The sequence below is a fragment of the Variovorax sp. LjRoot290 genome (assembly GCF_964253985.1).
GTDB lineage: Bacteria > Pseudomonadota > Gammaproteobacteria > Burkholderiales > Burkholderiaceae_C > Variovorax.
The window spans coordinates 5749268-5773799 of record NZ_CAXURW020000001.1 but is presented as its reverse complement, the minus strand read 5'-3'; the positions used below and the strand labels follow the sequence as shown (position 1 = coordinate 5773799).

The following is a 24532-nucleotide window of genomic DNA, read 5'->3' as shown; positions in this document are numbered from 1 at the left end:
TTAGCGGACGGTCGACATGACCGTGGCACGGCACCTGGGTTGTTCACGCGGCGCCAGCAGGACGCAGTTGTCCAGCGCGCGTCGCTGCATGTCGCTCAGCCTTGGCCGCTCCACGGGGCGTGGACCATACCGATAGTCCGGCTCGTAATAGACCGGCGGTGGCGGTCCGTAGTACCTCGGCGCCGGACGGTAGTAAGCGGGCGGCGGCGGCGGCTCGTAGTAAGTGGGGGGCGCTGGTTGATAGTAGACCGGCGGCGGGCTCGAGTAGACGGGTTCCGGCTCGTAGTAAGTCGGGGCGTCGATCCCGATGGACCAGCTCACCTCGGCATGGGCCGCAGCGGAAGCCGAGAGTGCGGCGGCCACCACGGCGGTTGAAAAGGCGCCTTTGACAAATGCACAGCGATTGAAGCTCACGGGATTCTCCGAAAGAAGGGCGAAAGCGCCTGCGGCAGTCCCAAACGCTCCATCCGCAGGCTTCGTGGACACGATGATGCTCCTGCAACCGCTGTTCGAGCGGCGTCAGCGCGCGCCCTGAAGGGACGTCGTCGAAGCCTGCGGGCTCAGTAAGTAACCTCCGCGCTGCGCGCTGCGGTATTCGCCTTGGGAACGGCCCGGCGGCTCATGGCCCATTGCACGGCGAGAATGCTGACCGGCACCGCGACCAGCCCCACGAGCGACAGCCCGCGCATCGCCTGGCCCAGTAAGGCCCAGCCGAAGATCACTGCCGTGAGCGGGCTCAGCAGGCCGAGCGAGGACACCGCCACCGGCGACAGGCGCGCGATGCCGCGGAACCACAGCGCATAGGCCAGCAGCGCGCCGACGATCGAGAGATAGGCATAGGCCGCGACTTGCGTGCCGGTCAGCTGCGGGAGCGGCGGATCGATGGCCCAGGTCATGGGCAAGAGAATCAGCCCGCCCAGCAGCAACTGCCAGCCGGTGAGCGCCAGCACCGGCATCGCGGGCTGCCAGCGCCGCGTCAGGTAGGTGCCGGCCGCCATGCAGGCGGCGCCGGCCAGGGCCGCGGCGATGCCGACCGGATCCCACACCGAACCCGGCGACAGCAGCAGCGCCGCCATGCCGGCGATGCCCAGCACCGCGGCGCCGACCGCCAGCTGCGGCGGCCGGCGCTGGTCGAGCGCCCAGGCAAGACCCATCACCAAGAGCGGCTGGATCGCACCGACCACCGCGGCCAGTCCGCCGGGCAGCCGGTAGGCCGCGACGAAGAGCAGCGCCTGGAAGAAGCCGATGTTCAACGCCGACAGCACGATCAGTCGGCCCCATTCGCCGCGCGCCGGCAGGCGCCGGCAGTACAGCGCCAGCAGCAGGCCGGCCGGCAGTGCGCGCAGCAGGGCCGCGGTGAAGGGCCGGTCGGGCGGCAGCAGCTCGGTCGCGACGATGTAGGTCGAGCCCCAGATGGCGGGGGCGAAAGCGGTCAGGAGGACGTCGGTCCAGGCAATCGAGCCTTGTGTGTTGCGCATCGCATTTATCTCTACGTCAAGATAAATGGAGCCTAGCAGATAATCTTGACTTCAAGATAAATGGGTTTTGCCGATGGGTGCGAAGAAGCGACCGGCGGATGCGGTGGACGCGATCCTCGATCAGTGGCGCCGCGAGCGCCCGGACCTCGACGTGGGCGCGATGGGCACCATCGGCCGCATCAAGCGCTGCGCGGCGCTGCTGCAGCGCGAACTGGACCGATGCTTCTCGGACTTCGGCATGACGCGCTGGGAGTTCGACGTGCTGGCCACGCTGCGGCGCTCCGGCGCGCCCTACTGCCTGGCGCCGACCGCCCTCTTCTCGTCATTGATGATCAGCTCGGGCACCATGACGCACCGCCTCAAGGGGCTGGAGTCGCGCGGCCTCGTGAAGCGCGTGGCCAACCGCGAAGACGCGCGCAGCATGCTGGTGCAGCTCACGCCCGCCGGCTTGAAGCTGATCGATCGCGCGGTGGGCGCGCATGTCGAGAACGAGCAGCGGCTGCTCGCCTCGATCAAGTCCGCAGACCTCGCCGCGCTCGATGCGCGGCTGGCCTTGCTGCTGGCCGCGCTGGAGCCTCGGGAGTGATCGATGCTGCTCGATGACACACTGCGTGCCCTGATCGCCGGCCGGCTTGGCGGCTTCGAGCGGCAGGCGCTGAGCGCCCCCGGCTCGAAGCGTGCGGCCGTGGCGTTGGCGCTCGTCGAGGAAGGCTTCGGCGCAGCGCTGCCGGGGCTTCGCACACCTGCGGCTTGGAGTCAGGACGCCGCCGTGCTCCTGACCCGACGCCCGTCCCACATGCGCAACCACCCGGGGCAATGGGCGCTGCCGGGCGGCAGCATCGACGGCGCCGAGTCGCCGGAAGAGGCCGCGCTGCGCGAACTGCACGAAGAAGTCGGCCTTGAGCTCGACGAGGGCGCGATCCTCGGCCGCCTCGACGATTTCGTGACCCGCTCCGGCTTCGCGATCACGCCGGTCGTCGTCTGGGCAGGCGCCGCACGCGCGCTGGTGCCGAGCGAAGCCGAGGTCGCCAGCATCCATCGCATTCCCCTCACCGAGTTCATGCGCGCGGATGCGCCCCTGCTCGATCCCATCGAGGACAGCGAGCACCCGGTGCTGCGCATGCCGGTCGGAGACACCTGGATCGCGGCGCCGACGGCGGCCTTCCTCTATCAGTTCCGCGAGCTGTGCATCGCCGGGCGCACCGTGCGCGTCGCGCATTTCGAGCAGCCCTTGTTTGCGCGCAAGTAGGGGCTGCGCAGCGATGGACGAATGCAGGCGCACCGCCCACAATCGACCGATGAACAAACGACACTTCCTTGGCACCGCCACGCTCGCCGGGCTGTTGCCTGCAATTCACGCATCGGCTGCGGAGCCGACCCGCAAGAGTCCGGGTCTGTTGACCGTCAGCGGAGCGATAGCCAAGTCCAACCGAGGCCCCGTCGATCCGGCGCTCGACCAATTGATGGCGAAGCACGGCGTCAAGTTCGACAAGGCCTATGTGTTCGACTCCGAGGCATTGCGCCGCCTGCCGGTCGTTCGAATCAAACCGACGCTCGAGTACGACGCCAAGGCGCATTCGCTCGCGGGCCCGCTGTTGACCAGCGTGGTGGAGGCGGCGGGTGTGGCCGGCGACGCGATGCTGGCCCTTCGTGCGGTGGACGGCTACGTCGTACCGCTGCGCATGGCCGACGCGCGCAGCTATCGGATGATCGTTGCCACCGAGATCGACGGCGCTCCGCTCGCGCTGGGAGGGCTGGGCCCGCAGTGGGCGATCTATGAGGCCGATACGCTCGCCGCGTTCAAGGACAAGCCGCTCAAGGAACGATTCGCCCTCTGCCCCTGGGGGCTCTACAGCATAGAGGTCACGCGCGGTTGATTGTTGGCGAAGGTGCGTGGGCTTCGGTGTCGGCCGTGGAGAAAAGAAGCGTACTCAATGCAAGAGCAAAGCATGCGAGCAGCACGGGCCAGCCAAAGGCAAGGACCAATGCCAACGTCGCAAGGGGGCTGAAAAGGAGGGCGGCAGATCGCATACGTGTCTCCGAATTTGATTCCTACTGACAGACCCGTCGCGTCAATTCGAGTGGCGGGCCTTGCCTGGGGCCTCAATGTAGGCGTGAAGGCAAACGTGGACATGAGCGCTGCGCCCTTGTTTGAGGAGGACAGAACGCTTGTCTTCGTGCTGCTTCAGGCATGACAAAACGCTTACCAAGGTGCTCGCTGCCTTCGGCGAGCGGCCGGCACCACGCGCGGGCCGCTAGGCCGCGTGTTCCTTGCGCAGCACCCTGGCCGCCGCGACCATCGCGCGCAGCTTGCCAATGGCCGCGTCGCGCGGCAGGTACTTCATGCCGCAGTCGGGCGCGAGGATCACGTTCTCGGGTTTCACGTAGGGCAGCGCGCGCTGGATGCGCTCGACGATGGTGTCGACCGATTCGACCTCCGGCGTCGAGAGGTCGACGCAGCCCACCATCACGCGCTTGCCGTCCAGCGCGGCCAGGGCCGAGCAGTCCAGGTGCGACTGCGCGGTCTCGATCGACACCTGCTTGCAGCTGCACTGCGCGAGCTCGGGCAAGAAGGAATAGCCGCTCGGCCGCTCGTGGATGATGGCCGCGTAGCCGAAGCAGATGTGCACCGCGGTCGTGCCGGTGATGCCGTCGAGCGCGCGGTTCAGCGCGTTCAAGCCGTACTGGCGCGCCTTCTCGGGCCGCGCCTGCATGTAGGGCTCGTCGATCTGCACCACGTCGGCGCCGGCGGCGAAGAGGTCGCGGATCTCGGCGTTGACGGCCTCGGCATAGTCCATCGCCGCCTCTTCCTCGCTGCCGTAGAAATCGTTCTGCGCCTGCTGCAGCATCGTGAACGGCCCGGGCACGGTGATCTTCACCTGGCGGTCGGTGTGGGCGCGCAGGAACTTCAGGTCGTCGACCTCCACCGCATGGCGGCGGCGGATGCGGCCCACGATGCGCGGCACCGGGTTCGGATGGCCCGAGCGGTCCAGCGCCGTGCCGGGGTTGTCGAGGTCGATGCCGTCGAGCGCGGTCGCGAAGCGGTTCGAATAGCTCTCGCGCCGGATCTCGCCGTCGCTCACGATGTCGAGGCCCGCCTCTTCCTGCGCGCGGATCGCCATCAGCGTGGCGTCGTTCTGCGCCTCCTCCAGGTACTGCGGCGGAATGCGCCACAGCTCGCGCGCCCGCACCCGCGGCGGAAAGCGCCCCGCCAGCTTGGCGCGGTCGATCAGCCACTCGGGCTGCGGGAAACTGCCGACGATGGTGGTGGGGAACAGCATGGGTTTCTCCAGTTGAAAGGGGTTCAAACGCCCAGGTAGGCGCGCTGGATCTCGGGCCGCGCCAGCAGCTCGTCGGGCACGCCCTCGGCCACGACGCGGCCTTCCTCGAGCACGTAGGCGCGCTGCGAGACCTCCATCGCCATCGCGACGTTCTGCTCCACCAGCAGCACCGACATGCCGTCCGCATTGATGCGCCGGATCGCCGCGAACATGTCGCCCACGATGCGCGGCGACAGGCCGAGCGACGGCTCGTCGAGCAAGAGCAGCCGCGGCCGCGCCATCAGCGCGCGCGCGATCGCGACCATCTGCTGCTGGCCGCCCGAGAGTTCGCCCGCCGGACTGGCGAGCTTCTCGCGGATCACCGGGAACAGCTCGATCACCTGCGCCAGCGTCTCCTGCCGCTTCGCCTTGGCATGCGGCAGGTAGCTGCCGAGCTCGAGGTTCTCCTGCACGCTCATGCCGGTGAAGAGGCGCCGGCCCTCGGGCACCAGCGCGATGCCGGCCTCGCAGAAGCGGTGCGCGGGCAGCTGCGTGATGTCCTGCCCGTTGAGCACGATGTGCCCGCTGCGTGCACGCAGCATGCCGGCGATGGCATTGATCAGCGTGGTCTTGCCGGCGCCGTTCGGCCCCACCACGCACAGCAACTCGCCGGGCCGCACCTCGAGCGACACGCCCCACAGCGCCTGCGCCGCGCCGTAGGCCACTTGCAGATCGCGTACCTCAAGCATGGGCGGCCTTTCCCAGGTAGGCGGTCATCACCTCGGGCCGCTGCATCACGTCGGTGGCCGCGCCTTCGGCCAGCAGCTCGCCGTGGTTGAAGACCACGATGCGGTCGGTCAGCGCCATCACCGCGCGCATCACGTGCTCGACGAAGACGATGGTGGAGCCCTGCTCGCGGATGCGCCGGATCAGCGCCACCGCGCCGTCGATCTCGTGCGGCGTCAGGCCGCACAGCACTTCGTCGAGCAGCACCAGCCGCGGCCGCGAGGCGAGCGCGCGGGCGAGCTCGAGGAACTTGCGCTGGTGCAGGTTGAGGTCGTCGGGCCGGGCATGCGCCTTGTCCTCGAGGCCGGTGAATTCCAGCCAGGTCCGCGCCTGCTTCGCGGCCGCCGTCGGGTCGCGCACCGCGCCGCCGAACATGGTCGCGATCGCCACGTTCTGCAGCACATTCAGGTGGCCGAAGGGCCGCGGGATCTGGTAGGTGCGCGCGATGCCGCTGCCCGCGATGCGGTGTGCCGGCAGCCCGTTCATGCAGCGGCCCTCAAACCAGATCGCGCCGCCGGTGGGCGCGTAGTGGCCGCTGACGACGTTGATGAAGGTCGACTTGCCCGAACCGTTGGGCCCCAGCAGGCCGAGGATCTCGCCGCGCCGCACGTCGACGTCGACGCCGCCGAGCGCGCGCACGCCCTTGAAGGCCTTGCTCAAGCCCTGCACGCGCAGCAGCACGTCGCCCTGCGCGACCGCGGTTGAAGTGCGGACCGGCACTTCGGCCGCTGCAGGCAAGGCCGGCTTCGCGGCCGGTGCGCGCCGCAAAGTGCGTCCCAAGATGCGCCGCAAGCGTTCCAGGATGCCGTCGGGCATGAACAGGATCGCCGCGATCAGGATGACGCCGATCAGCGCCTTGCCGGCCACTGCATGGTCGGCGGCCGTGAAGCTGTAGAGCAGCCCGGTGATCGCGACCGCGCCGATCGCCGGCCCGGCCCAGTGGCGCGTGCCGCCGAGCACGCTCATCAGCACCACCGTCAGCGGCACCGTGATCGTGAACACCTCGCCCGCCGTCACGTACGAGAGGAACAGCGCGTGGATGCCGCCCGCCACGCCGGCCAGCGCGCACGAGACGGCCAGCGCCATCAGCTTGTAGCGGTAGGTCGGCACGCCCATCACCTCGGCCGCGTCCTCGTCGTCGTGGATCGCGAACAGGCCGGCGCCGAACTTCGACACCTGGATGCCCCACGCGATCAGCAGCGTGCCGATCGCTGCAGCAAGCGCGAGCAGGTAGAAGGTCGACGACGGCGTCGGCCCGATCTTCGGCACCGGCACCGCGGCAAGCGAGACGCCGTTGCCGCCGTCCAGCGGTGTGTTGACCACGATGGTGCCGATCACGAAGGTGATCGCCAGCGTGAGCAGCGCGAACAGCTCGCCGCGCACGCCCTTGACGCGGAACACCACCGCACCCAGCGCCACGCCCAGCACCGCGGCCACCAGCGCAGCCGCGGGCAGCGTCCACAGAAAGGGCCAGTCGTAGCGCGCCATCAGGTTCGCGCTGGTGTAGATGCCGGCGCCGAAGAAGGCACCGTGCCCGAAGGAGAAGTAACCCGAGTAGCCCGACAGGATGTTCCACGAGGTCGCGAGCACGATCCAGTGCAGCATCAGGTAGAGCAGCGAGTCGTAGAAGGCCGGCAGGCCGAGCTGCGGCACGACGGCCAGCGCCACGCCCGCGGCGAGGATGATCAGTGGAGTGCGTTTCATCAGCCTGTCTTCCCCGGCCTGAAGATCAGGATCACGATCAACAAGGTGAACGAGACGATCGGCGCCCACGAGGGCGCGGTCACCGCCATCGTGATGGCCTCGCTCACGCCGATCAGCGTGCCCGCGACCAACGGCCCGAGCGCGCTGCCCAGCCCACCGAGCATCACGGCCGCGAACACCACGCCGACCCACGCGTACATCTGCGAAGGCGCGAGCGTGAAGCTCAAGGCCAGGCACACGCCGGCCACGCTGGCCAGCGCGGCGCAGGTGCCGGCCAGCACCAGCCCCAGCGCCTTCTGGTTGACGCCGAAAGCGGCGGCCACCGGCGCGTCTTGCGCGGCGGCGCGCATCGCGCGGCCCAGGTCGGTGAAGCGCAGCACCGCCCACACCGCGAAGGCGAGGCCCACGGCCAGCACCAGCGTGATGAGTTCGGGCACCGGCAAGAAGAGCCCGCCGATCCTGAACTTCTCCTCCCCGTAACTCGATTCGAGCTTGCGGAAGTCGGCGGTCCAGATCGACTGGATCACGCTCTCGGCGATGCCGGTGAGCCCGAAGGTCAGCAAGAGCGAATTGAAGGGCGTCACCTTGAAGCGCACCATCACCCAGTGCAGGCCGGCGCCGAGCGCGAAGAAGAATGGCACGATGACGACGAGCGTCAGCAGCGGGTCCATGCCCATCGTCGCCATCTGGTAGCAGAGGTAGGCGGCGAGAAAGGCAAAGGCGAAGTGCGCGAGGTTGATGAGCCGGAGCAGGCCCCAGCTCAGGCTGAGGCCCAGGCCCATCAGCCCGTACAGCGCGCCGACGAAGATGCCCGAGAGGATGGACTGGGACAGCAGCGAGATGCTGGGCAGCGTGAAGCCCGACATGTCAGTGCGTGATCAGCTTGGCGCCGCCGGAGGTGACCTCCTTGGGCCACACCACCACCCACTTGCCGCCCTGGATCTGCTTGATGCGCATCAGGTCGTCGCCGAAGTTGCCGGTGCCGTCGAAGCGCAGCTTGCCTTGCAGCGTGTCGACCTTGTTCGCCTTCAGCCAGGTGCCGATCGCCTTGTCGTCCAGGCTCTTGGTCGCGACCACGCCGGCCTCGAGGATCTGCCACGCGGTGTACGAGGCAGCGGCCTGGGTCTCGACCGAGGTGTCGGTGAAGCCGGCCTTCGCGGCTCGCTCGGCGTAGAGCTTGACGAATTCGGCCGCGCCGAAGTTGGAAGTGAAAGGCGGCTGCGCCTCGAAGATCGTGGCCGAGAGCGCGTTCTTCGCATCCGGCGACGCGAGCAGCGGCCCGGGCGCGGGGTACAGGTAGAAGTGCTGCGGCGGCGAATAGTCGATCTTCTTCATCGCGTCGAGCAGCAGGTTGCCCTCCAGGCCGATGGCGCCGACCCACACGAAGTCGGGCTTGGCGTCCTTCACGCGGTTGGCGATCGGGCCGAAGTCGCGGTTGCCGAAATCCCATTCGAGGAACAGCACTTCGGTCAGGCCGCGCTTCTTGATCACCTCGCGCGCACCCGCGCTCATGAACTGGATCGAGGGGAACTTGCTTGTCACCACCGCCACCGTCTTCGGCGGCTTGGGCGAGGCGGCGAGCGCGTCGAACAAGGTGTTGGGCACGGTGGTCGCCGGATCGGAGCCGATCGACCAGGCGGGGAACTGCATGTCGTACTTGGCGAGCGAGGGAATGCCCAGCGTGTGGTGCACCAGCACCTTGTTGTAGCGCTGCGCCACGCCCATCGCCGAGAGGATCGCGCCGGTGGCGTAGGGCCCCATCAGCAGGTCGACCTTGTCGGCGGTGACGAGCTGCTCGTACAGCGTGCGTGCCAGGTCGGGCTTGGACTGGTCGTCCTTCACCACCCACTCCACCGGCCGGCCCAGCAGGCCGCCGCGCTTGTTGAGCTGCTCGATGTAGATGTCGCCCACCACCTTGTGGATCTGGGCCGTGGCCGAGAGCGGCCCGGTCAGTGCCAGCGTACTGCCGATGCGGATCGGCGCACCCGTTGGCTGCTGTGCCAGCGCGAAGCCGGCCGCGGCCAGTGCGATGGCGCCCATGGCGGTGCGCCGCCCGATGCCTCTGAGGTTCTGCGTCTTCATGGTTCCTGTCTCCTTTGGGTTCTTGTGAGCGAAACGAACGAAAGCTGTCAGTCGACTTGCGCACCCGAGCGCTTGACCAGCCCGGCCCATTTGCCGAGCTCGGTCTTGTTGAAGGGCTGCATCTCCTCGGCGCGCATCGGCCGCGACTCGATGCCCTGGTCACGCAGGCGCGCCATCACATCGGGTTGCGCGAGCGCGGCGGCGCTGGCCGTGCGCAATTGCGTCAGCGTGGCGGCGGGCGTGGCGGCCGGCGCGTACAACATGAACCACGCAACGAGGTCGAAGTCGGCGATGCCCTGCTCCATCAGCGTCGGCACATCGCTCGCCGCCGCGCTGCGCACCGCACCGCTGGAACCCAGCGCGCGCAGCTTGCCGGCCTTGATCTGCGGCATCACCGCGGCCGGGTGATAGAACATGAAGTCGACCTGCGACGAGATCACGCCCGTCAGCGCCATCGCGCCTTCCTTGAAGGGCACGTGGAGCATCTTGCCGCCCAGGCGCTGCGCCAGCAGCTCGCCCGCGAGGTGCCCCGAGGTGCCGTTGCCGGCCGAGGCGAAGGTCACGCCCTGCGGCCGCGCGGCGGCCTGGGCCAGGTCCTTCAGCGACTTGAGCGGCGACTCGGCCGCCACCACCAAGAGCGTGGGCGTATAGCCGATGAAGGCCACCGGCGCGAAGTCGCGCATCGGGTCGTAGGGCAGCTTGCTGAAGAGCGCGGCGTTGATGGCGTGCGTGCCCACCGTGCCCATCACCAGCGTGCGGCCGTCGGGCGCCGACTTGGCGACCATGTCGCTGCCGGTCGAGCCGCCCGCGCCCGCGCGGTTGTCGACGATCACCGTCTGCTGCAGCGCCTTGCCCAGCCCCTCGCCGACCACGCGCGCCACCGTGTCGGTGGTGGTGCCGGCGCCGAAGGGCACGACCATCTTGATCGGCCCCTTGTCTTGCGCCTGAGCCGTGCCCAGCATGAGCAGCACGCCCGCGGCGAGCAGGGTGCGCATCGTTGTCTTGATCGTCATCGCTTGTCTCCGTTGTCTCTATTTATCTACTTGCGTTTCAGCGCGGCACGTATCTCGTCGCTGTGCTCGCCCAGCATCGGCGGCGGCCGCACCTCGAGCGCGCGCTCGCCATCGAAGCTGACCGGTGAACGCACCGTGCGAAACAGCCCCATCACCGGATGCTCGGCCGAGGTCATCAGCTGCAGATGCTTCGCCTGCGGGTCTTCGAGCGCCTCGCTGGTGTCGTACATCGGCGCGTTGGGCACGTCCTCGCGCTGCAGGCGGCGGCACCATTCGTCGCGCGTCCGCGTGCGGAAGCGCTCGCCCAGCAGCGCGATCAGCGCCTCCTGGTTGTCGATGCGCGCGTCGCGGGTCGCGAAGCGCGGGTCCTGGAAGATGTCGGGCTGCTCGATCGCCACCGCCAGGCCTTGCCAGAACTTCTCGGGCGAGGACATGTGCAGCGCGATCCACTTGTCGTCCGCGCAGCGCAGCACGTAGGACTGCGACACGCTGGGCCGGCTGTACGGCCCCATCACCTCGTCGACCTGGAAGAAGTGCGTGAAGGCATCGAGGTTGAAATGCGCCATCGCCTCCAGCATCGACACCTCGACCTTGCGGCCGATGCCGGTGCGGCTGCGCTCGTACAAGGCGCCCAGCACGCCGTAGGCCGCGTAGAAGCCGGTCAGCGAATCAGCAATGGCAGGGCCGACCACGCGCGGGTTCTCGGGGTTCACCAGCAGATTGAGAAACCCGCTCGCCGCCTGCGCGACGGTGTCATAGGCCGGCCGGTTGGCGGCAGGCCCGGTGGCGCCGAAGCCGCTGATCGCCACGTAGATGAGCTTCGGGTTCAGCGCCTGCAGCCGCTCGGCGCCGACGCCCAGCTTCTCCGCCACGCCGGGCCGGAAGTTCTGGATGTAGACGTCGGCATCGGCAATCAGCGCGTCGAGCACTTCACGATCGGCGCTGTCCTTGGTATCGAGCGTGATGCTGCGCTTGTTGCGGTTGTAGGTCTGGTAGTGTGGGCTGTACAGCCCGTTCTTGAAGGCGCGGAAGGGGTCGCCCGTCTTCGGCTGCTCGACCTTGATCACGTCGGCCCCCAGGTCGCCCAGCAGCATGCCGGCCGCCGGCCCCGTGATGAAGGTGCCCTGCTCGATGACCTTGAGGCCTTTCAATACAGGGATCATTCGTGCTTCCCGAAGCCCGGAGGCAGCTCGCCGTCGTATTCCATCTCGCGCGTCGCCTGGTAGGAGAGCGCGAAGCCGATCGGCTGGCGGATCTCCTCGACCATGTGCGCGATCAGCCCCGCGGTGCGCGCAAGCATCGGCACGCCCTTGAGCCCTTCGACCGGAAAGCCCGCGCCCAGCAGCACCGAGGGGATCGCGCCCGACACGTTGAGCTTGAGCGGCTTGCCCAGCACCTCGGGCAGCAGCCTTTCGCATGCTTCCGCGATCTCGACGAAGCGCAGGTCGGTGCCCGCCGCCTTGGCCACATCGAACAGCGCGCCCACGCGCTCGTCGCGCTCCTTGTGCAGCGGATGGCCGTAGCCGGGAATCGAACGGCCCGCCGCGCGCCAGGCCTTCATCACCGAAAGCGCCGCCTCGTCGAGCGCGCTGCCGGCCTGTACCTGCTCATCGATCTCGACATACATGCGCCCCGCCGTCTCCGACGAGCCCAGGACCACCGAGCCGCAGCCGAGGATGCCCGCCGCCACCGCGCCCTGCATCGCATCGGGCGCCGCGGCGAAGGTCATGCGCGCGGCCTGCACGCTGGGCACCAGCCCATGCTCTGCGATCGCGACCAGCGTGGCGTTGAGCACCGCGGCCTGGCCCGGTGTCGGCATCTCCCCGGTGAGCAGCAGGAAGAAATGGTCGACGAAGGAGAGCTTGCCGATCAGCTCCTTCGACAGGTCATGGCCGCGAATGACGATGGTGTGGGCGTCCGAAGTGCAGATGGACGTGCGCGGCACGGTGGCCTTGCCGATCTTCATAAAAATCCTTGTAAAAAAAGAAGAGAAGTGGAGTTCAGGCCGACACCGGCGCAAGCCGCACATCGAAGCTCGCCGAGTGGTACGGCACGCGCATCTCGCGCCCGTCCACCGCCTTGCCCGGCGCATGCGTCTCGAAGTCGACCACCAGGCTGTCGCGCTTGCCGAAGACCGCGTCCTGGTCGATGTAGGGGCTGCCGCCCACGAACACCTGCGTCGTCAGCGTCACATGGCCCGGCGCCGAGACCTGCAGGTGGATGTGGCCGGGGCGGTAGATGCTGCGCTCAGTGGCATGCATCATCTGGCCCACCGGGCCGTCGTCGGGAATCGGGTAGTAGGCGGGCCGGATCGACCAGAACCAGTAGCGCCCCTGCGCATCGGTGCGAAAGCGCCCGCGCGCGGCCATCGTGGGCTCGCTGCTCAGCTGCACGTCGTACTTGCCCTCGCCGTCGCCCGACCACACGTCGAGCAAGGCGCCTTCCAGCGGTGCGCCGTGCACATCGGTCACCCGACCCATGTAGAAGGTCGGCTCGCCGCGCGCGCTACCGCTGATGTCGGCGCCCAGCGGCATGTCGGGCGCGCCGGGCCAGTAGAACGGGCCCTCCACCGTGGCCTCCGTCGCCTCGGTCGCGCCCTGTGCGCCGCCGCTGGCGCGCGCCTGATCCAGCGCCACCACCATCATCGACAGGCCCAGCGTGTCGGAGAGCAGGATGAACTCGGGCCGCTTGTCGGCCGAGATCTGCCCCGTGGCTTCGAGAAACTTCATCGCCGCCAGCCACTCGTCGGGCTTCAGGTCGACCTCGCGCGCAAAGGCGTGAATGTGCTTGACCAGCGCCGTCATCAGCTCGCGCAGGCGCGGGTCGGGCGTCGCCGCGAAAGCCTCGAGCACGTCCTGCGTGATGCTGTCTTGGTTGTAGTCCGCCATGTCTTGTCTCCTGGTTCTGGCCGGACGATAGGCCGCGCAGGTGGCCCCGACAAATGATGAATTTCCATGGATATGATCGATGGCATCGATCATTCGCGGGGGTTTGTATGGAGATGAGGCATCTGCGCTACTTCGTCGCGCTGGCCGATTGCCTGAGCTTCACGCGCGCGGCCGAGCGCGTGCACGTGACCCAGTCGACCCTTTCGCACCAGATCAAGCAGCTCGAGGACGAGCTGGGCCAGCCGCTCTTCGAGCGCATCGGCAAGAAGGTGGTGACCACCGAGGCCGGCGAGCTGCTGCGCGGCTACGCCTCGCGCGCATTGAAGGAGGTGGACCAGGGCGTGGCGCTGCTCAAGCCCGGCGCCGGCAACCTCACGGGCAAGGTGCGCATAGGCGCCACGCACACCTTCAACATCGGCCTCATCCCCGAATGCGTGGCGCAGTTCCTCGCGCGCCATCCGACCGTGCGCATCAGCGTGGAGGAACTCGCCGCGGAAGTGATCGCCGCACGGCTTAGGGACGGCGAGATGGACCTCGGCATCTCCTACCGACCGCAGGACTCGGCCGGCCTGTGGTTCGAGCCGCTCTACAACGAGGAGATGGTGCTGGTCGTCTCCACTCACCATCCGCTCGCCGGCCGCAAGCGCATCCGCATGGTGGAGCTGCACCGGCAAGACCTGGTGCTCGTCTCATCCGCCTTCTCGACCCGCACCATGCTCGACGAGTGCTTCCACGCCTGCGGCGCCGAGCCGACCGTGGTGGCCGAGATGTCGACCGTGGCGCCGATGCTCGCGCTGGTGGCGCGCACGATGATCGGCTCGATCGTGGCGATCAACGCGGTGCCGGAGGCGATGGCGGGGCTGAAGGTGATTCCGCTGGAGAGCCCGACGCCGATACGCACGCCAGGGATCTTGTGGCGGCTGAAGGAGGCGAAGCCGGCTGCCGTGCAGTCGTTTGCTGTGATATTGAGGAAGACGGCGTTGAGTAACAGCCTCAGGCGCGAAGGGCCGGGGTAAGGGAGGCTGCCGGTGACGAGCTAGATGGAATCCCTTTGCTTCTCGATTGGGATGACGTGCGGCAGGCTCTAGTGCGATTCCGCCCCGGCGCGCTTACTCCGGCAAGGGGTTTGCAAGGCGCTTGTATTCGTTGCGCTTCATGGCGAGATAGTCGTCCCGCTCCACTTCGTGCAGTTGTCGCGCATAGCGCTCCGTGCTGTCGAACCATGCCGCGAGGCGCGGCGCCAGTTGTTTGGGGGCGTCCATGTAGGCGTCGATGGCGAGGTAGTAGCGCATGGTGTTGCGCTCCACCACGCCGCGCACGCCGCCCACGTATTCCGGCTGGCCCGCCGAGTCCTTGCCCATCGCGGTGAATCCCACCTTGTCTGCGCCGATGGTCGCGAGGTAGCCCCGCATCGCGATGCGCGCTGCCACCCCGTAGGCATAGGCGTAGCCGAGATGAATGAAGGTCTTGCCGTTGCCGAGCGGCGTCGCCTCGAGTTCGATGCGGTAGTCGCGGGTGGACAGCGGCCCCTTGTCGGCGCTCAATCGCACGCTGAGGTAGTCGTCGGTGATGGTCGGCGGCTGCCAGACGAAGTTGACGCGCTGCGCCTCCGAAAGCGGCTGGTCGAATTTGCGGCCGACCGAGACGACGAGTGTCCTGGCACTTTCTGTCCCGCGCACCACACAGTACTTGGTGTTGAGGTGCAGCATCAGCACATCGCACCAGACGACGGGCTGGCTCAGCGAACTGTTCACCTGGTCGACCGGGTGATTCAACACTGCGAAGATATCGCCGCTCAATTGACCGGCGGCTTCCGTCGATTCGAGCACCAGCGGTCGCCCAAAGGCGTTCTGGTCGAACTGCGACTGAACGGCGTCATATTTGGCCCGCAAGGCAGCGGCGCTTCCGAGCTGTGCCTGCGCCTGGGCGAGCACCGGCAGGATCAGGAGCCAGACCCACAGCGCCAGGCGGCGAAGTGTTGTCGCGCGTTTCATGATGTTGCACATTGTCATCCCGCATCGGGAGCCTGGCTAGTTGTTGAGTTGCAATAGGTTGTTCGCGCTGGGTCATCGCATGATCAGGTGACCAGCGATTCGGCCGCGAGCCGGTCTTCCAGGCGCTGCCGGTCAGCCAGGAGCCGTCCAGCCACCAAGGTCACCACCTCGAATCCAAAGGCCGGGTTCTGGAAATAGAGCGACTTGAAAGTCATCTCGTCCATCTGCAGCACGGTGCAGTTCGTGGCGCAGCGGGCGGTCAGCGTGCGTTGCTTGTCCGGCGCAAAGAACCCAATCTCGCCGAACAAGCGGCCAGGCTCCATGGTCTGCCCGATCTCGACAAACTCGATCTGCCCTTCAGCGAGGAAGTACAGGCGCTTTGCCGCATCGCCTTTGCGGAACAGGATTGCATCTTTCTTCAGTCGCCGCCGGCGCATGTAGGGGCGCAGCCAGACGCCGGAAAAGTCGCTCGACGCCGCCGCGACCTGCACGCGGCGCGTGAGGCGGACCATCTGGGCTGCGCGGAAAATGTTGATCGGCAGCAGTGCGCCGTGCAGGAGCACCAGGATCAGCGACGGATGCAGTGCGCCGTAGATCAGAAAGCCCAGGTTGCCACCGATCGCAAGGCAGCGCAGGGGGATCATGGTCTTTACGAAGGAACTCACGATCACCAGCGTGCCGGCGGCCCCAGCCGAGCAGAGCGCAACGATGCCGGACGGAGTGGCCAAGGCCGAGGTCAAGCCGGCAACCGCGGTGTCGAACAGTGCGAGCGTTGACATGAGCTTTCCCTCTCGGTGCGGTCCTGGACGGTGTGATGATGAACCAACTGAGCGTTGGTGGACGTTCAATTGCAATCCGAACTCACCCCGAGCTCTTCACACCCACTGCTGCAGCCACTTGAGGCCGAACGCGCCGGGAGCCAGGATGCCGGTCGCCCACACGATAGCTGAAGCGATGTTGGCAATCTGAAACGTAGACGCGGGCATTTCGCAGATGCCTGCCACCAATGGCACAGACGCGCGAAGGGGGCCGAGGAAGCGCCCGAAAAATACGCCGACCACTCCCCAGCGTTCGAAGAGCCTATGACCGCGCGGGATCAGGTCCGGATGGCGAGACAGGGGCCAGTGGTTGCCGACATTGCTCTTCAGCCGTCCGCCGATCCAGAAGGACAACCAGTCCCCCAGGACGGCCCCGACGACGGCCGCGCACCACAGCGGCCAGAACGCAATGCCGCTCCCCCCGATGAGCCAGCCGACACCAAACAAGATCACGGTCGCCGGCAACAACAGGGAAATGAACGCCAACGATTCCCCGAAGGCGAGGGCCAGCACGATAGGAGCGCCCCAGGCCTCATGCGCGCGGATGAAGGCGATGGTTGCCTGAGTGATTTCGTCAAGACTCATTGGCCGCACGGCACCGCGAATACCTCGACCGGTGATGCCTTGCCAATCTGGTCGCTTCGCAGCTTGACGTTCTTCGTCGCCATTCTCAGACTTCCTTCTGCCTCTCAATGTCTGGTCTTGGCCGCGCCCTGCCTTCAGCCCGACACGGCGGCCAGCGCCGCGTTGAACGTTGCGCTCGGCCGCATCACCGCATCGGTCTTGCGCACATCCGGCAGGTAGTACCCGCCGATGTCGGCCGGCTTGCCTTGCACGGCGGCGAGCTCGTCCACGACCTTCTGCTCGTTGGCGGCCAGGGCATCGGCGAGCGGCTTGAAATGGGCGGCCAGTTCCTTGTCTTCGGTCTGCTCGGTCATGGCCTGGGCCCAGTAGAGCGCCAGGTAGAAGTGGCTGCCGCGATTGTCGAGCTGACCGGTCTTGGGCGAGGGGCCCTTGTTGTTGTCCAGCAGCTTGCCGGTGGCGGTGTCGAGTGACTTGGCCAGCAACTTGGCCTTGGCGTTGCCGGTCTTGATGCCCAGTTCCTCCAGGCTCACGGCCAGCGCGAGGAACTCGCCCAGCGAATCCCAGCGCAGGTGGTTCTCCTCCACCAGCTGCTGCACGTGCTTGGGTGCCGAGCCGCCGGCGCCCGTTTCGTACATGCCCCCGCCAGCCATCAGAGGGACGATGGACAGCATCTTGGCCGAGGTGCCCAGCTCCATGATGGGGAACAGGTCGGTCAGGTAGTCGCGCAGGATGTTGCCGGTGGCGCTGATGGTGTCCAGCCCGCGGATCACGCGCTCCAGCGTGTAGCGCATGGCGCGCACCTGGCTCATGATCTGGATGTCCAGTCCGGCGGTGTCGTGCTCGTGCAGGTACATCTTGACCTTGGTGATGAGCTGCGCCTCATGTGGGCGGTAGGCGTCGAGCCAGAACACCACCGGCATGCCCGAGTTGCGCGCGCGCGTGACGGCGAGCTTGACCCAGTCGCGGATGGCGGCGTCCTTGACCTGGCACATGCGCCAGATGTCGCCCGCTTCCACGTTCTGGCTGAGCAGCACCTCACCCGTATCGAGATCGGTGATGTTGGCCACGCCGTCCTCGGGGATCTCGAAGGTCTTGTCGTGTGAGCCGTATTCCTCGGCCTGCTGCGCCATCAAGCCGACGTTGGGCACGGTGCCCATGGTCTTGGGGTCGAAGGCGCCGTGCCACTTGCAGAAGTTGATGATCTCCTGGTAAATGCGGGCAAAGGTGCTCTCGGGCATCACGGCCTTCACGTCCTTCAGCCGGCCGTCGGCACCGTACATCTTGCCGCCGTTGCGGATCATCGCGGGCATGGAGGCGTCCACGATCACGTCGTTGGGCGAATGGAAGTTGGTGATGCCCTTGGCGGAATCCACCATCGCCAGCTCGGGGCGATGCTCGTGGCAGGCGTGCAAGTCGCGCCTGATCTCATCCTGCGTACTTTCAGGCAGCGTGGCGATCTTGTTGTACAGGTCGACCATGCCGTTGTTGACGTTCACGCCCAACTCCTCGAACAGCTTGGCGTGCTTTTCGAAGGCGTCGCGATAGAAGATCTTGACGCAGTGGCCGAACACGATGGGGTGCGACACCTTCATCATGGTGGCCTTCACGTGCAGCGAGAACATCACGCCTGTCTTGTGCGCGTCCTGGATCTGCCGCTCGTAGAAATCGAGCAGGGCCTTCTTGCTCATGAACATCGAGTCGATCACCTCGCGCTCGAGCAGCGAAACCTTCGGCTTGAGCACGATGGCCTTGCCGCTCTTGGTGATCAGTTCCATTTTCACGTCGCGCGCCTTGTGCAGCGTCATCGACTTCTCGCCGTGGTAGAAGTCGCCGTGGTGCATGTGCGAGACGTGCGAGCGCGACGCCTGACTCCACTCGGCCATGTGATGCGGGTTCTTGCGCGCAAATTCCTTCACTGCCTTGGGCGCACGGCGATCGGAGTTGCCCTCCCGCAGCACCGGGTTCACCGCGCTGCCGATGCACTTGTTGTAGCGCGCGCGGATATCCTTCTCCTCGTCCGTCTTCGGGCTTTCGGGGAAGTCGGGAACCTTGTAGCCCTTGTCCTGCAGTTCCGTGATGGCGGCCTTCAGCTGGGCCACCGAGGCGCTGATGTTGGGCAGCTTGATGATGTTGGCTGCGGGCCGCAGCGTCAGCTTGCCCAGCTCTGCCAGGTTGTCCGGCATCCGCTGCGTTTCGGTCAACACCTCAGGAAACTGACCCAGGATGCGGGCCGCCACCGAGATGTCGCTGGTGGCGACGTCGATGCCCGCCGGCGCGGCGAAAGCTTGGATGATGGGCAGAAGCGAGGCCGTGGCCAAGCGCGGCGCCTCGTCGGTGAGGGTGTAGATGATTTGGGAGTTTCCGGCGGTCATGGTGGCTTTCGGGCGGGCTGAACAACAAGGCAATGCCACGAGATTGACGGCGTGGCGAACGGGCGCAAACTTTAACAAGTTGAGGCGCGGCGCGCACGGCATTGTGGGGGCTTGGGCCGTGTCGCCGGTGCCGGGCAACTGTTGAGGCGCCGCCGTTCAAGCCGGTGTATAGGCCAGGTTCACGGTGGTGAAGAACTCCTGCGCATGACTCGCCTGGCCGCGCCCGCGGCGATAGCGTGAAGGTGCTTGGTCAAGAGGACGGCTGCAACTTCAGAGAGGTGGGCAACAACGATGGCCCGCTGCGGATAGCTCGTCTTGAGCACGCCACCGACCGACCGGTCTTGGGTGAATTCTGCGGCGTCATCGAAGGCCTGGTCCTGGCCGACAGCAGAAGTCTAAGTGTGGGGCCCCGGGCCTGCCCGAGACAGACAGCAGGTCCGGCGCGCGAGGTGGCGTTCTCAGATCTGGTTGCTCCAGGCCTGCTGCTGATGGGTCTTCAGCATGTCCTCAATGGCCTTCGGCACGACATTGCGGAACTTGCCGGTGTCGGCGGGGACGATCTCGATCATGCAATCGATCATCTCCCGCGGGTCCATGCGGCCCTCGGGTGTCGCGAAGAAGTCGTCGAAGCCCTTGCGCAGTTCGGCCCGCTTGGTGAAGTTCTTGCTGTCGCCCAGCCAGCGGAAAGCGTTGTCGGCCATGGTTTCGTTGTAGCCGGTGTAGTACGCGCCCGGATTGATCGTCTGGACCTTGATGCCGTAGGGACTCAGTTCCTGTTGCAATGCCTCGGCGATCGACTCCAGCGCGTGCTTGGTAGAGACGTAGGTGCCCCAATTGGCCGGCGTGAAGAGTCCTCCCATGGACGAGGTGAACACGACCTTGCCCTTCTTCTTGTTCGCAATCCACTTTTGAACCACGCCCTGCGTCAGCAGCAGAGGCAGGAAGACGTTGATCTCATAGTTGCGGCGAACGAGATCGATGGGTATCTCCCAAACCGGCCCACTCTCTCCCTGGCCGGCGTTGTTCCACAGAACGTCAAAGTCCCACGTCTGGGCCTGGGCGATGTCGTAGGGGTCGGTCAGGTCGAGGCGCTCGACCCGGAAGTTGCTGAGGCCGAGCTCCTTGGCCTTCGCGCGCAAAGGCATGACCTGCGGAGATACCTGCACTGTCGCAATGACGTTGTGGCCATTCTTGGCAATGCCGATGGCGGCGGCCTCGCCGAAGCCGGAGCCGGCACCAGTGATGAGGATGGTCTTGGGCATGGTCTGCGTCCTTAGGGAGTGGCCGATTCGGCCGGTTGAGAAAACGATCAGCGCACCAGCGCGGCGACGGCGGCCTCGGCGATCTCGACATCCTGCGAGACCGCACCGCCGGAAATTCCCACTGCGCCCATGAGTTCGCCCGCGGGACTGCGCAGCGGGATGCCGCCGCCGAAGGGGGCGAGGCCGCCATTCGTGAGTTCGAGTCCCGGGGCCGGTGCGCCTGGCTTGCAGTACTCCCAGACCACATCGCTGTTGCACTCGAAAAGGACAGCGGTGCGAGCCTTGCGCATCGCCACGTCGATCGACCCGAGTACCGCGCCGTCCATACGCACGAAAGCCTTGAGGTTGGCGCCGGCATCGAGCAGGGCAATGTTGACGGCAATGCCAAGGCCCGCGGCCCGCGTCTTGGCGGCGGCGACGACATCTTCGGCTTGGCGGGAGGTGATCATGCGGTGCTCCGATTCATTTCGCTGTCGATGCCACATGTTCATTGGGCGCGGAACGTTGGTCCAGTTAATCCGCATCAATCGTTGTATACGGGGGCGCTTAACGCCGCGGATCGTCCAGGAAGGCAACCGCATCGACTGCGCCACTCGCGATGGCCTCGCGCGCGCTGTCCGCATCGAAGCCGCCGGCAGCGATCACCGCGCCTCCAAAGCTGGCGCGAACCAACTGCGCCATCCGCGCCATGCCGTCGCCGGCACTCGGCACCACCACATGCACGTAGGCGAGCTGCTCGTCATGCATCCTGGCGAGCACGTGTGAAAGCAGATCGTCGGGCACCGAGCCGTCCATGCGCACCCCGATCCTGGCCGGCCCCCAGACCGCGCAAAGCGCCTGCACCGCGTCGACAAGGAACCGGACACGGTTCTCGATCGAACCGCCGTACCGATCCGTCCTGATGTTCGACCACTCCTGAAGGAACTGATCCGCCAGGCACCCATAGGCACAACTCATCTCGACGCCGTCGAATCCCGCGTCGGCGGCGTTCTCTGCCGCACGACGGTATTGGTCGATCACGTCGTCGATTCCGTCATCGTCCAATGCCGACGCACTGATGGGTTGCGTCCCGGCCTGTGCCGATCGTGTAAAACGGCCGGCATGCCATAGCTGCGCGACGATCAACCCTCCGCGCCGGTGGACCTCATGGGTGACGAGGCTCCAGGCATTCACGTGCTTCGATTCGAAGATGCCCGCGGTCCCGGCCTGCGCGATGCCCAGGGGCGACACGGCAATCGACTCGGCAACGATGAGGCCGCCATCGGTCGTGCGCAACGCATAGTGCTCGATCGTCCTCTTCGACGGCACGCCGTCTGCGGCAGTTGCCAGCAAACGGTTGAGCGGTGCCATCACGACGCGATGGTTGAGCATCCATGCGCCGACTTTCAACGGTGTGTGCAAACCGGGCTCCGCCGGATCCGCGCCTGATGAGAGGGTGGCCAAGAATTCTGCCTTTGCCTGATTCCCTCTCAGGTTGCTTGCGCGCTGCTCCATATTCAAGTTATGCGGCGGCTAGACTGCAACGATTGACAAGGATTAACGCGCCATCGCGCAATGACGAACGATCATTGAGATCCATAACGGCCCGGAGTCATCGTGACAGGGGATGCGACACACGAGTTCGTTCGCCGGCTTGCTCGCAGTCTGGCATTGCGTTGGCTGGCGCTGGCCTTCGCCGCGTCAGGCACGGCCGGTTGCGCATCGTTGCCGGCGCCGGCGGGCGTGGAGCCATCCTTCGCCATACCGGCAAGCGCTGAGACCTTTCTCGGGCGACTGGCGAAGAATTCGAGCCCCGATCCGACGCTGACCGGCGTGCGACTGTTGCCGACCGGGCCGTATGCGCTGAGCACCCGCATCGCCCTCGCCGCTCGTGCCGAACGCACGCTCGACGTCCAGTACTACTTGCTGCAGAACGACGCCACCGGGCGCTATTTGCTGCGGCTGATGAGAGACGCCGCGGCGAGAGGCGTGCGCGTGAGACTTCTGCTGGATGACATGTACACGGCAGGCATGGACGACATGCTCATCGGACTCGCCGCGCATCCGAACATCGAGGTACGTCTGTTCAACCCGTTCTCGGCAGGAAGAGGCCATGTGCTGACACGCTTTGCCGCCTCGGCGCTCGATTTCTACCGCGTCAACCACCGAATGCACAACAAGCTCTTTGTCGCGGATGGCGCGATGGCGATCGTCGGCGGGCGCAATATCGCGGACTCCTATTTCACGCGAGACCCGAACCAGAACTTCGCGGACGTCGACGCACTGCTGGTGGGGGCGGTGGTCGAGCAGTTGTCGAGCGCATTCGACGACTACTGGAACAGCGAGTTCGCGATTCCGCTCGCCTACTTCGCGCCCACATCAACGTCCGCCGAGGAGCGCCGGCGAGCCTTCGACGACGTCACGGCGCGAGACGCCCTGCCGACGGAGGTCGTCGAGGAGAAAACGGACGTGCTGGGCTATGGGCCCATCGTCGAGGAAATGAGCGATCCACGGATCGGACTGATCTGGGGCGTTGCCAGTGCATGGGTCGATCCGACGGCCAAGGTCTGGAACTGCCGGCCGGTTCCGGAAGGGAGCACTGCGCCGCACCTGCACACGGCCCGTCTGCGCGTAGAAGGCCTGCTGCGAAATGCGCGAAGAGAAGTCACGTTGAGTTCGCCGTACTTCGTGCCTGCGGAGGACGGTATGGCCATCTTCGGGCAAGGCGTTCGCGAGGGTGTGAGCTACAAGGTGCTTACCAATTCGCTCGCCGCGACCGACGAGCCGCTGGTCCACTGGGGGTACATGCGCTATCGCAGGCGGATGTTGCTCATGGGAATGGAACTCTACGAGCTCAGTCCGACCCGGGCCAGTCGAGATCGCGGATTCGGACTGTTCGGAAGTCGAACGCTCGGCACCCTGCATGCCAAGACGGCCGTGATCGACAGGTCGACGGTGTTCATCGGATCCATGAACTTCGATCCCCGATCGGATGCTCTCAACACCGAGATCGGCATCGTGATCGAGAGTCCCCAGCTCGCCAGGGAGATGCTGCGCCTGATGAACCTGGACAAGCTCCAGAGTTCGTACCGCGTGCGCCTTTCGCCGGAGCATGGCAGGCTCGAATGGATCGGCATCGACGATTTCAATGAAGTCGTCCACAACGACGAACCCGATGCGGACTTCCGCACGCGCATGTACCTTCGCCTGGTGGCGCCCTTCGTGTCCGAGGGGATGCTCTGACTTCCAGCCGATTGGAAAACGGCGCACGACTCACTAGACTTCGTGGCCTTGTCCTTTTCCGGAGCGACCATGATGTCCCAGTGCGGCCATTGCCCATCATCGGCGGCGATCTTCCTGCTCGCCTTGGGAGCTGGGTCAGCTGTTGCTGCGGCGGACGGTTTCCCCAACAGGCCGATCAGGCTCATCGTTCCATTCGCTCCAGGTGGAACCACCGACATCGTGGCGCGCCAGCTCGCGGACAAGATGGGCGCAGCGCTCAAGCAACCCATCCAGGTGGAAAACCGCAGCGGCGCTGGAGGGGCGATCGGTGCCGATGCCGTTGCGAAGGCCAGGCCGGATGGGTACACCGTCGGCGTTGCGACGGCATCGACGCACGAATTCACGCCTGCGTGCAACAAGGATTCGCCCTATCACCCGGTGAACGACTTCGAGATGATCGGGCTCGTCTCCACGTCGCCGGCGATGGTGTACGTCAAGGGCGATTCGGCACTCACCAGCTTTGCCGAGATCCTTGCGGCATCCAGGAAAGAGCCGGGCGCCTACACCTGGGGTACGCCAGGCGTTTGCAGCAACACGCATTTCCTGGTCGAGCTCGTCAATAGAAGCGGTGGAGGCAAGATCACGCCGGTGCCGTATCGCGGCAATAGCGCGGCCACCGCAGACCTCATCGCAGGACGCCTCACGCTGGCGAGCGATGCGGTGAACCCCGCATCGGTCGGCTTCGTCAACTCGGGCGTCATCCGACCGATCGCGATGATCGGCAAGTCCGACGTTGTTGCACTCAGGAACGTGCCGACCTTTCGCGACCAGGGTCTGGACGTGGGGGCGTTCAACGTCTGGCAGGGGCTGGTCGCCCCGGCGAAGACGCCCTCGGCCATCGTCGCCGCGCTGAACGCCGCGCTGCGCGATGCGCTTGCCGATCCGGACCTGCGACGACGCTGGCTGGACGATGGCATCACGCCGTCCCCCGACACCGGTCCTTCCAGGATGAGAGCGCAAGTGCAGGCAGGCTACGAGAGTTCGCGCAAGCTGGCGGAGGAAATGGGTCTCTCGCCCAGGTGAGTGGGG

Annotated in this window: 24 protein-coding genes; 6 read left to right on the top strand and 18 right to left on the bottom strand. The window is 66.3% G+C overall.

Annotation, left to right across the window (positions count from 1 at the left end; genetic code table 11):
- Positions 1–414: a hypothetical protein gene (locus ACSQ9A_RS28510; protein WP_093107366.1), complete on the bottom strand. Its 414-nt coding sequence runs from the start codon at positions 412–414 to the stop codon at positions 1–3.
- A gap of 146 nt (positions 415–560) precedes the next feature.
- Positions 561–1478, bottom strand: a complete 918-nt coding sequence (locus tag ACSQ9A_RS28505) for an EamA family transporter (protein ID WP_436306178.1) — start codon at positions 1476–1478, stop codon at positions 561–563.
- Positions 1479–1551: 73 nt separating this feature from the next.
- Between ACSQ9A_RS28505 and ACSQ9A_RS28500 the strand changes: the two genes are divergently transcribed.
- From ACSQ9A_RS28500 to ACSQ9A_RS28490, 3 genes are read left to right on the top strand one after another with little or no spacing between them, the layout of a single operon-like run.
- Positions 1552–2064 (top strand): MarR family winged helix-turn-helix transcriptional regulator, encoded by a 513-nt coding sequence (locus tag ACSQ9A_RS28500; protein WP_436306177.1) that lies wholly within the window; start codon positions 1552–1554, stop codon positions 2062–2064.
- A gap of 3 nt (positions 2065–2067) precedes the next feature.
- Positions 2068–2727 carry an NUDIX hydrolase gene (locus tag ACSQ9A_RS28495; protein ID WP_436306176.1) on the top strand — a complete coding sequence of 220 codons (660 nt, stop codon included), beginning with the start codon at positions 2068–2070 and terminating at the stop codon, positions 2725–2727.
- Between the two features lie 49 nt (positions 2728–2776).
- Positions 2777–3355: a molybdopterin-dependent oxidoreductase gene (locus ACSQ9A_RS28490; protein ID WP_436306378.1), complete on the top strand. Its 579-nt coding sequence runs from the start codon at positions 2777–2779 to the stop codon at positions 3353–3355.
- Between the two features lie 378 nt (positions 3356–3733).
- Here the strand turns inward: ACSQ9A_RS28490 and ACSQ9A_RS28485 are convergent, their stop codons facing one another.
- From ACSQ9A_RS28485 to ACSQ9A_RS28445, 9 genes are read right to left on the bottom strand one after another with little or no spacing between them, the layout of a single operon-like run.
- Positions 3734–4759, bottom strand: a complete 1026-nt coding sequence (locus ACSQ9A_RS28485; RefSeq protein ID WP_436306175.1) for a uroporphyrinogen decarboxylase family protein — start codon at positions 4757–4759, stop codon at positions 3734–3736.
- Between the two features lie 23 nt (positions 4760–4782).
- Entirely contained in the window at positions 4783–5487 is a 705-nt protein-coding gene (locus ACSQ9A_RS28480) for an ABC transporter ATP-binding protein (protein WP_436306174.1), read from the bottom strand.
- Positions 5480–7228, bottom strand: coding sequence for a branched-chain amino acid ABC transporter ATP-binding protein/permease (locus ACSQ9A_RS28475; protein WP_436306173.1), 1749 nt, complete (start codon positions 7226–7228; stop codon positions 5480–5482). Before ACSQ9A_RS28475 ends, ACSQ9A_RS28480 begins: the two co-directional genes overlap by 8 nt.
- Positions 7228–8094, bottom strand: a complete 867-nt coding sequence (locus ACSQ9A_RS28470) for a branched-chain amino acid ABC transporter permease (RefSeq protein ID WP_436306172.1) — start codon at positions 8092–8094, stop codon at positions 7228–7230. Before ACSQ9A_RS28470 ends, ACSQ9A_RS28475 begins: the two co-directional genes overlap by 1 nt.
- Before the next feature lies 1 nt (position 8095).
- Positions 8096–9310: an amino acid ABC transporter substrate-binding protein gene (locus ACSQ9A_RS28465; RefSeq protein ID WP_436306171.1), complete on the bottom strand. Its 1215-nt coding sequence runs from the start codon at positions 9308–9310 to the stop codon at positions 8096–8098.
- A gap of 47 nt (positions 9311–9357) precedes the next feature.
- Entirely contained in the window at positions 9358–10323 is a 966-nt protein-coding gene (locus tag ACSQ9A_RS28460) for a Bug family tripartite tricarboxylate transporter substrate binding protein (RefSeq protein WP_436306170.1), read from the bottom strand.
- Positions 10324–10349: 26 nt separating this feature from the next.
- Positions 10350–11486, bottom strand: coding sequence for a CaiB/BaiF CoA transferase family protein (locus tag ACSQ9A_RS28455; protein ID WP_436306169.1), 1137 nt, complete (start codon positions 11484–11486; stop codon positions 10350–10352).
- Positions 11483–12289 (bottom strand): citryl-CoA lyase, encoded by an 807-nt coding sequence (locus ACSQ9A_RS28450; RefSeq protein ID WP_436306168.1) that lies wholly within the window; start codon positions 12287–12289, stop codon positions 11483–11485. Before ACSQ9A_RS28450 ends, ACSQ9A_RS28455 begins: the two co-directional genes overlap by 4 nt.
- Positions 12290–12323: 34 nt before the next feature.
- Positions 12324–13211, bottom strand: a complete 888-nt coding sequence (locus ACSQ9A_RS28445; RefSeq protein WP_436306167.1) for a dioxygenase — start codon at positions 13209–13211, stop codon at positions 12324–12326.
- Between the two features lie 107 nt (positions 13212–13318).
- On the opposite strand from ACSQ9A_RS28445, the gene ACSQ9A_RS28440 reads away from it, so the two are divergent.
- The gene (locus ACSQ9A_RS28440; protein ID WP_093107189.1) at positions 13319–14227 is read left to right on the top strand and encodes a LysR substrate-binding domain-containing protein; all 909 of its coding nucleotides are present in this window, start codon (positions 13319–13321) and stop codon (positions 14225–14227) included.
- Between the two features lie 93 nt (positions 14228–14320).
- Here ACSQ9A_RS28440 and ACSQ9A_RS28435 read toward each other — a convergent pair whose 3' ends face one another.
- The 7 genes from ACSQ9A_RS28435 to ACSQ9A_RS28405 form a co-directional block, all read right to left on the bottom strand.
- Positions 14321–15205, bottom strand: coding sequence for a hypothetical protein (locus ACSQ9A_RS28435; protein WP_436306166.1), 885 nt, complete (start codon positions 15203–15205; stop codon positions 14321–14323).
- 83 nt (positions 15206–15288) lie between these two features.
- A complete protein-coding gene (locus ACSQ9A_RS28430; RefSeq protein ID WP_436306165.1) occupies positions 15289–16053 on the bottom strand; it encodes a Crp/Fnr family transcriptional regulator in 765 nt (254 codons plus the stop codon).
- Positions 16054–16080: 27 nt separating this feature from the next.
- Positions 16081–16608: a DedA family protein gene (locus ACSQ9A_RS28425; protein ID WP_436306164.1), complete on the bottom strand. Its 528-nt coding sequence runs from the start codon at positions 16606–16608 to the stop codon at positions 16081–16083.
- 134 nt (positions 16609–16742) lie between these two features.
- Positions 16743–18980: an NADP-dependent isocitrate dehydrogenase gene (locus ACSQ9A_RS28420; RefSeq protein ID WP_436306163.1), complete on the bottom strand. Its 2238-nt coding sequence runs from the start codon at positions 18978–18980 to the stop codon at positions 16743–16745.
- 458 nt (positions 18981–19438) lie between these two features.
- Positions 19439–20242: an SDR family oxidoreductase gene (locus tag ACSQ9A_RS28415; protein ID WP_436306162.1), complete on the bottom strand. Its 804-nt coding sequence runs from the start codon at positions 20240–20242 to the stop codon at positions 19439–19441.
- A gap of 47 nt (positions 20243–20289) precedes the next feature.
- Entirely contained in the window at positions 20290–20691 is a 402-nt protein-coding gene (locus ACSQ9A_RS28410) for a GlcG/HbpS family heme-binding protein (protein ID WP_436306161.1), read from the bottom strand.
- A gap of 97 nt (positions 20692–20788) precedes the next feature.
- On the bottom strand, positions 20789–21685 hold the full coding sequence (locus ACSQ9A_RS28405; RefSeq protein WP_436306160.1) for an alkene reductase: 897 nt from the start codon (positions 21683–21685) through the stop codon (positions 20789–20791).
- Positions 21686–21946: 261 nt separating this feature from the next.
- Here ACSQ9A_RS28405 and ACSQ9A_RS28400 point away from each other — a divergent pair, with 261 nt between their 5' ends.
- Both ACSQ9A_RS28400 and ACSQ9A_RS28395 read left to right on the top strand, forming a co-directional pair.
- Entirely contained in the window at positions 21947–23464 is a 1518-nt protein-coding gene (locus tag ACSQ9A_RS28400) for a phospholipase D family protein (RefSeq protein ID WP_436306159.1), read from the top strand.
- Between the two features lie 219 nt (positions 23465–23683).
- Positions 23684–24526 carry a Bug family tripartite tricarboxylate transporter substrate binding protein gene (locus ACSQ9A_RS28395; protein WP_436306158.1) on the top strand — a complete coding sequence of 281 codons (843 nt, stop codon included), beginning with the start codon at positions 23684–23686 and terminating at the stop codon, positions 24524–24526.
- Positions 24527–24532 lie beyond the last annotated feature (6 nt).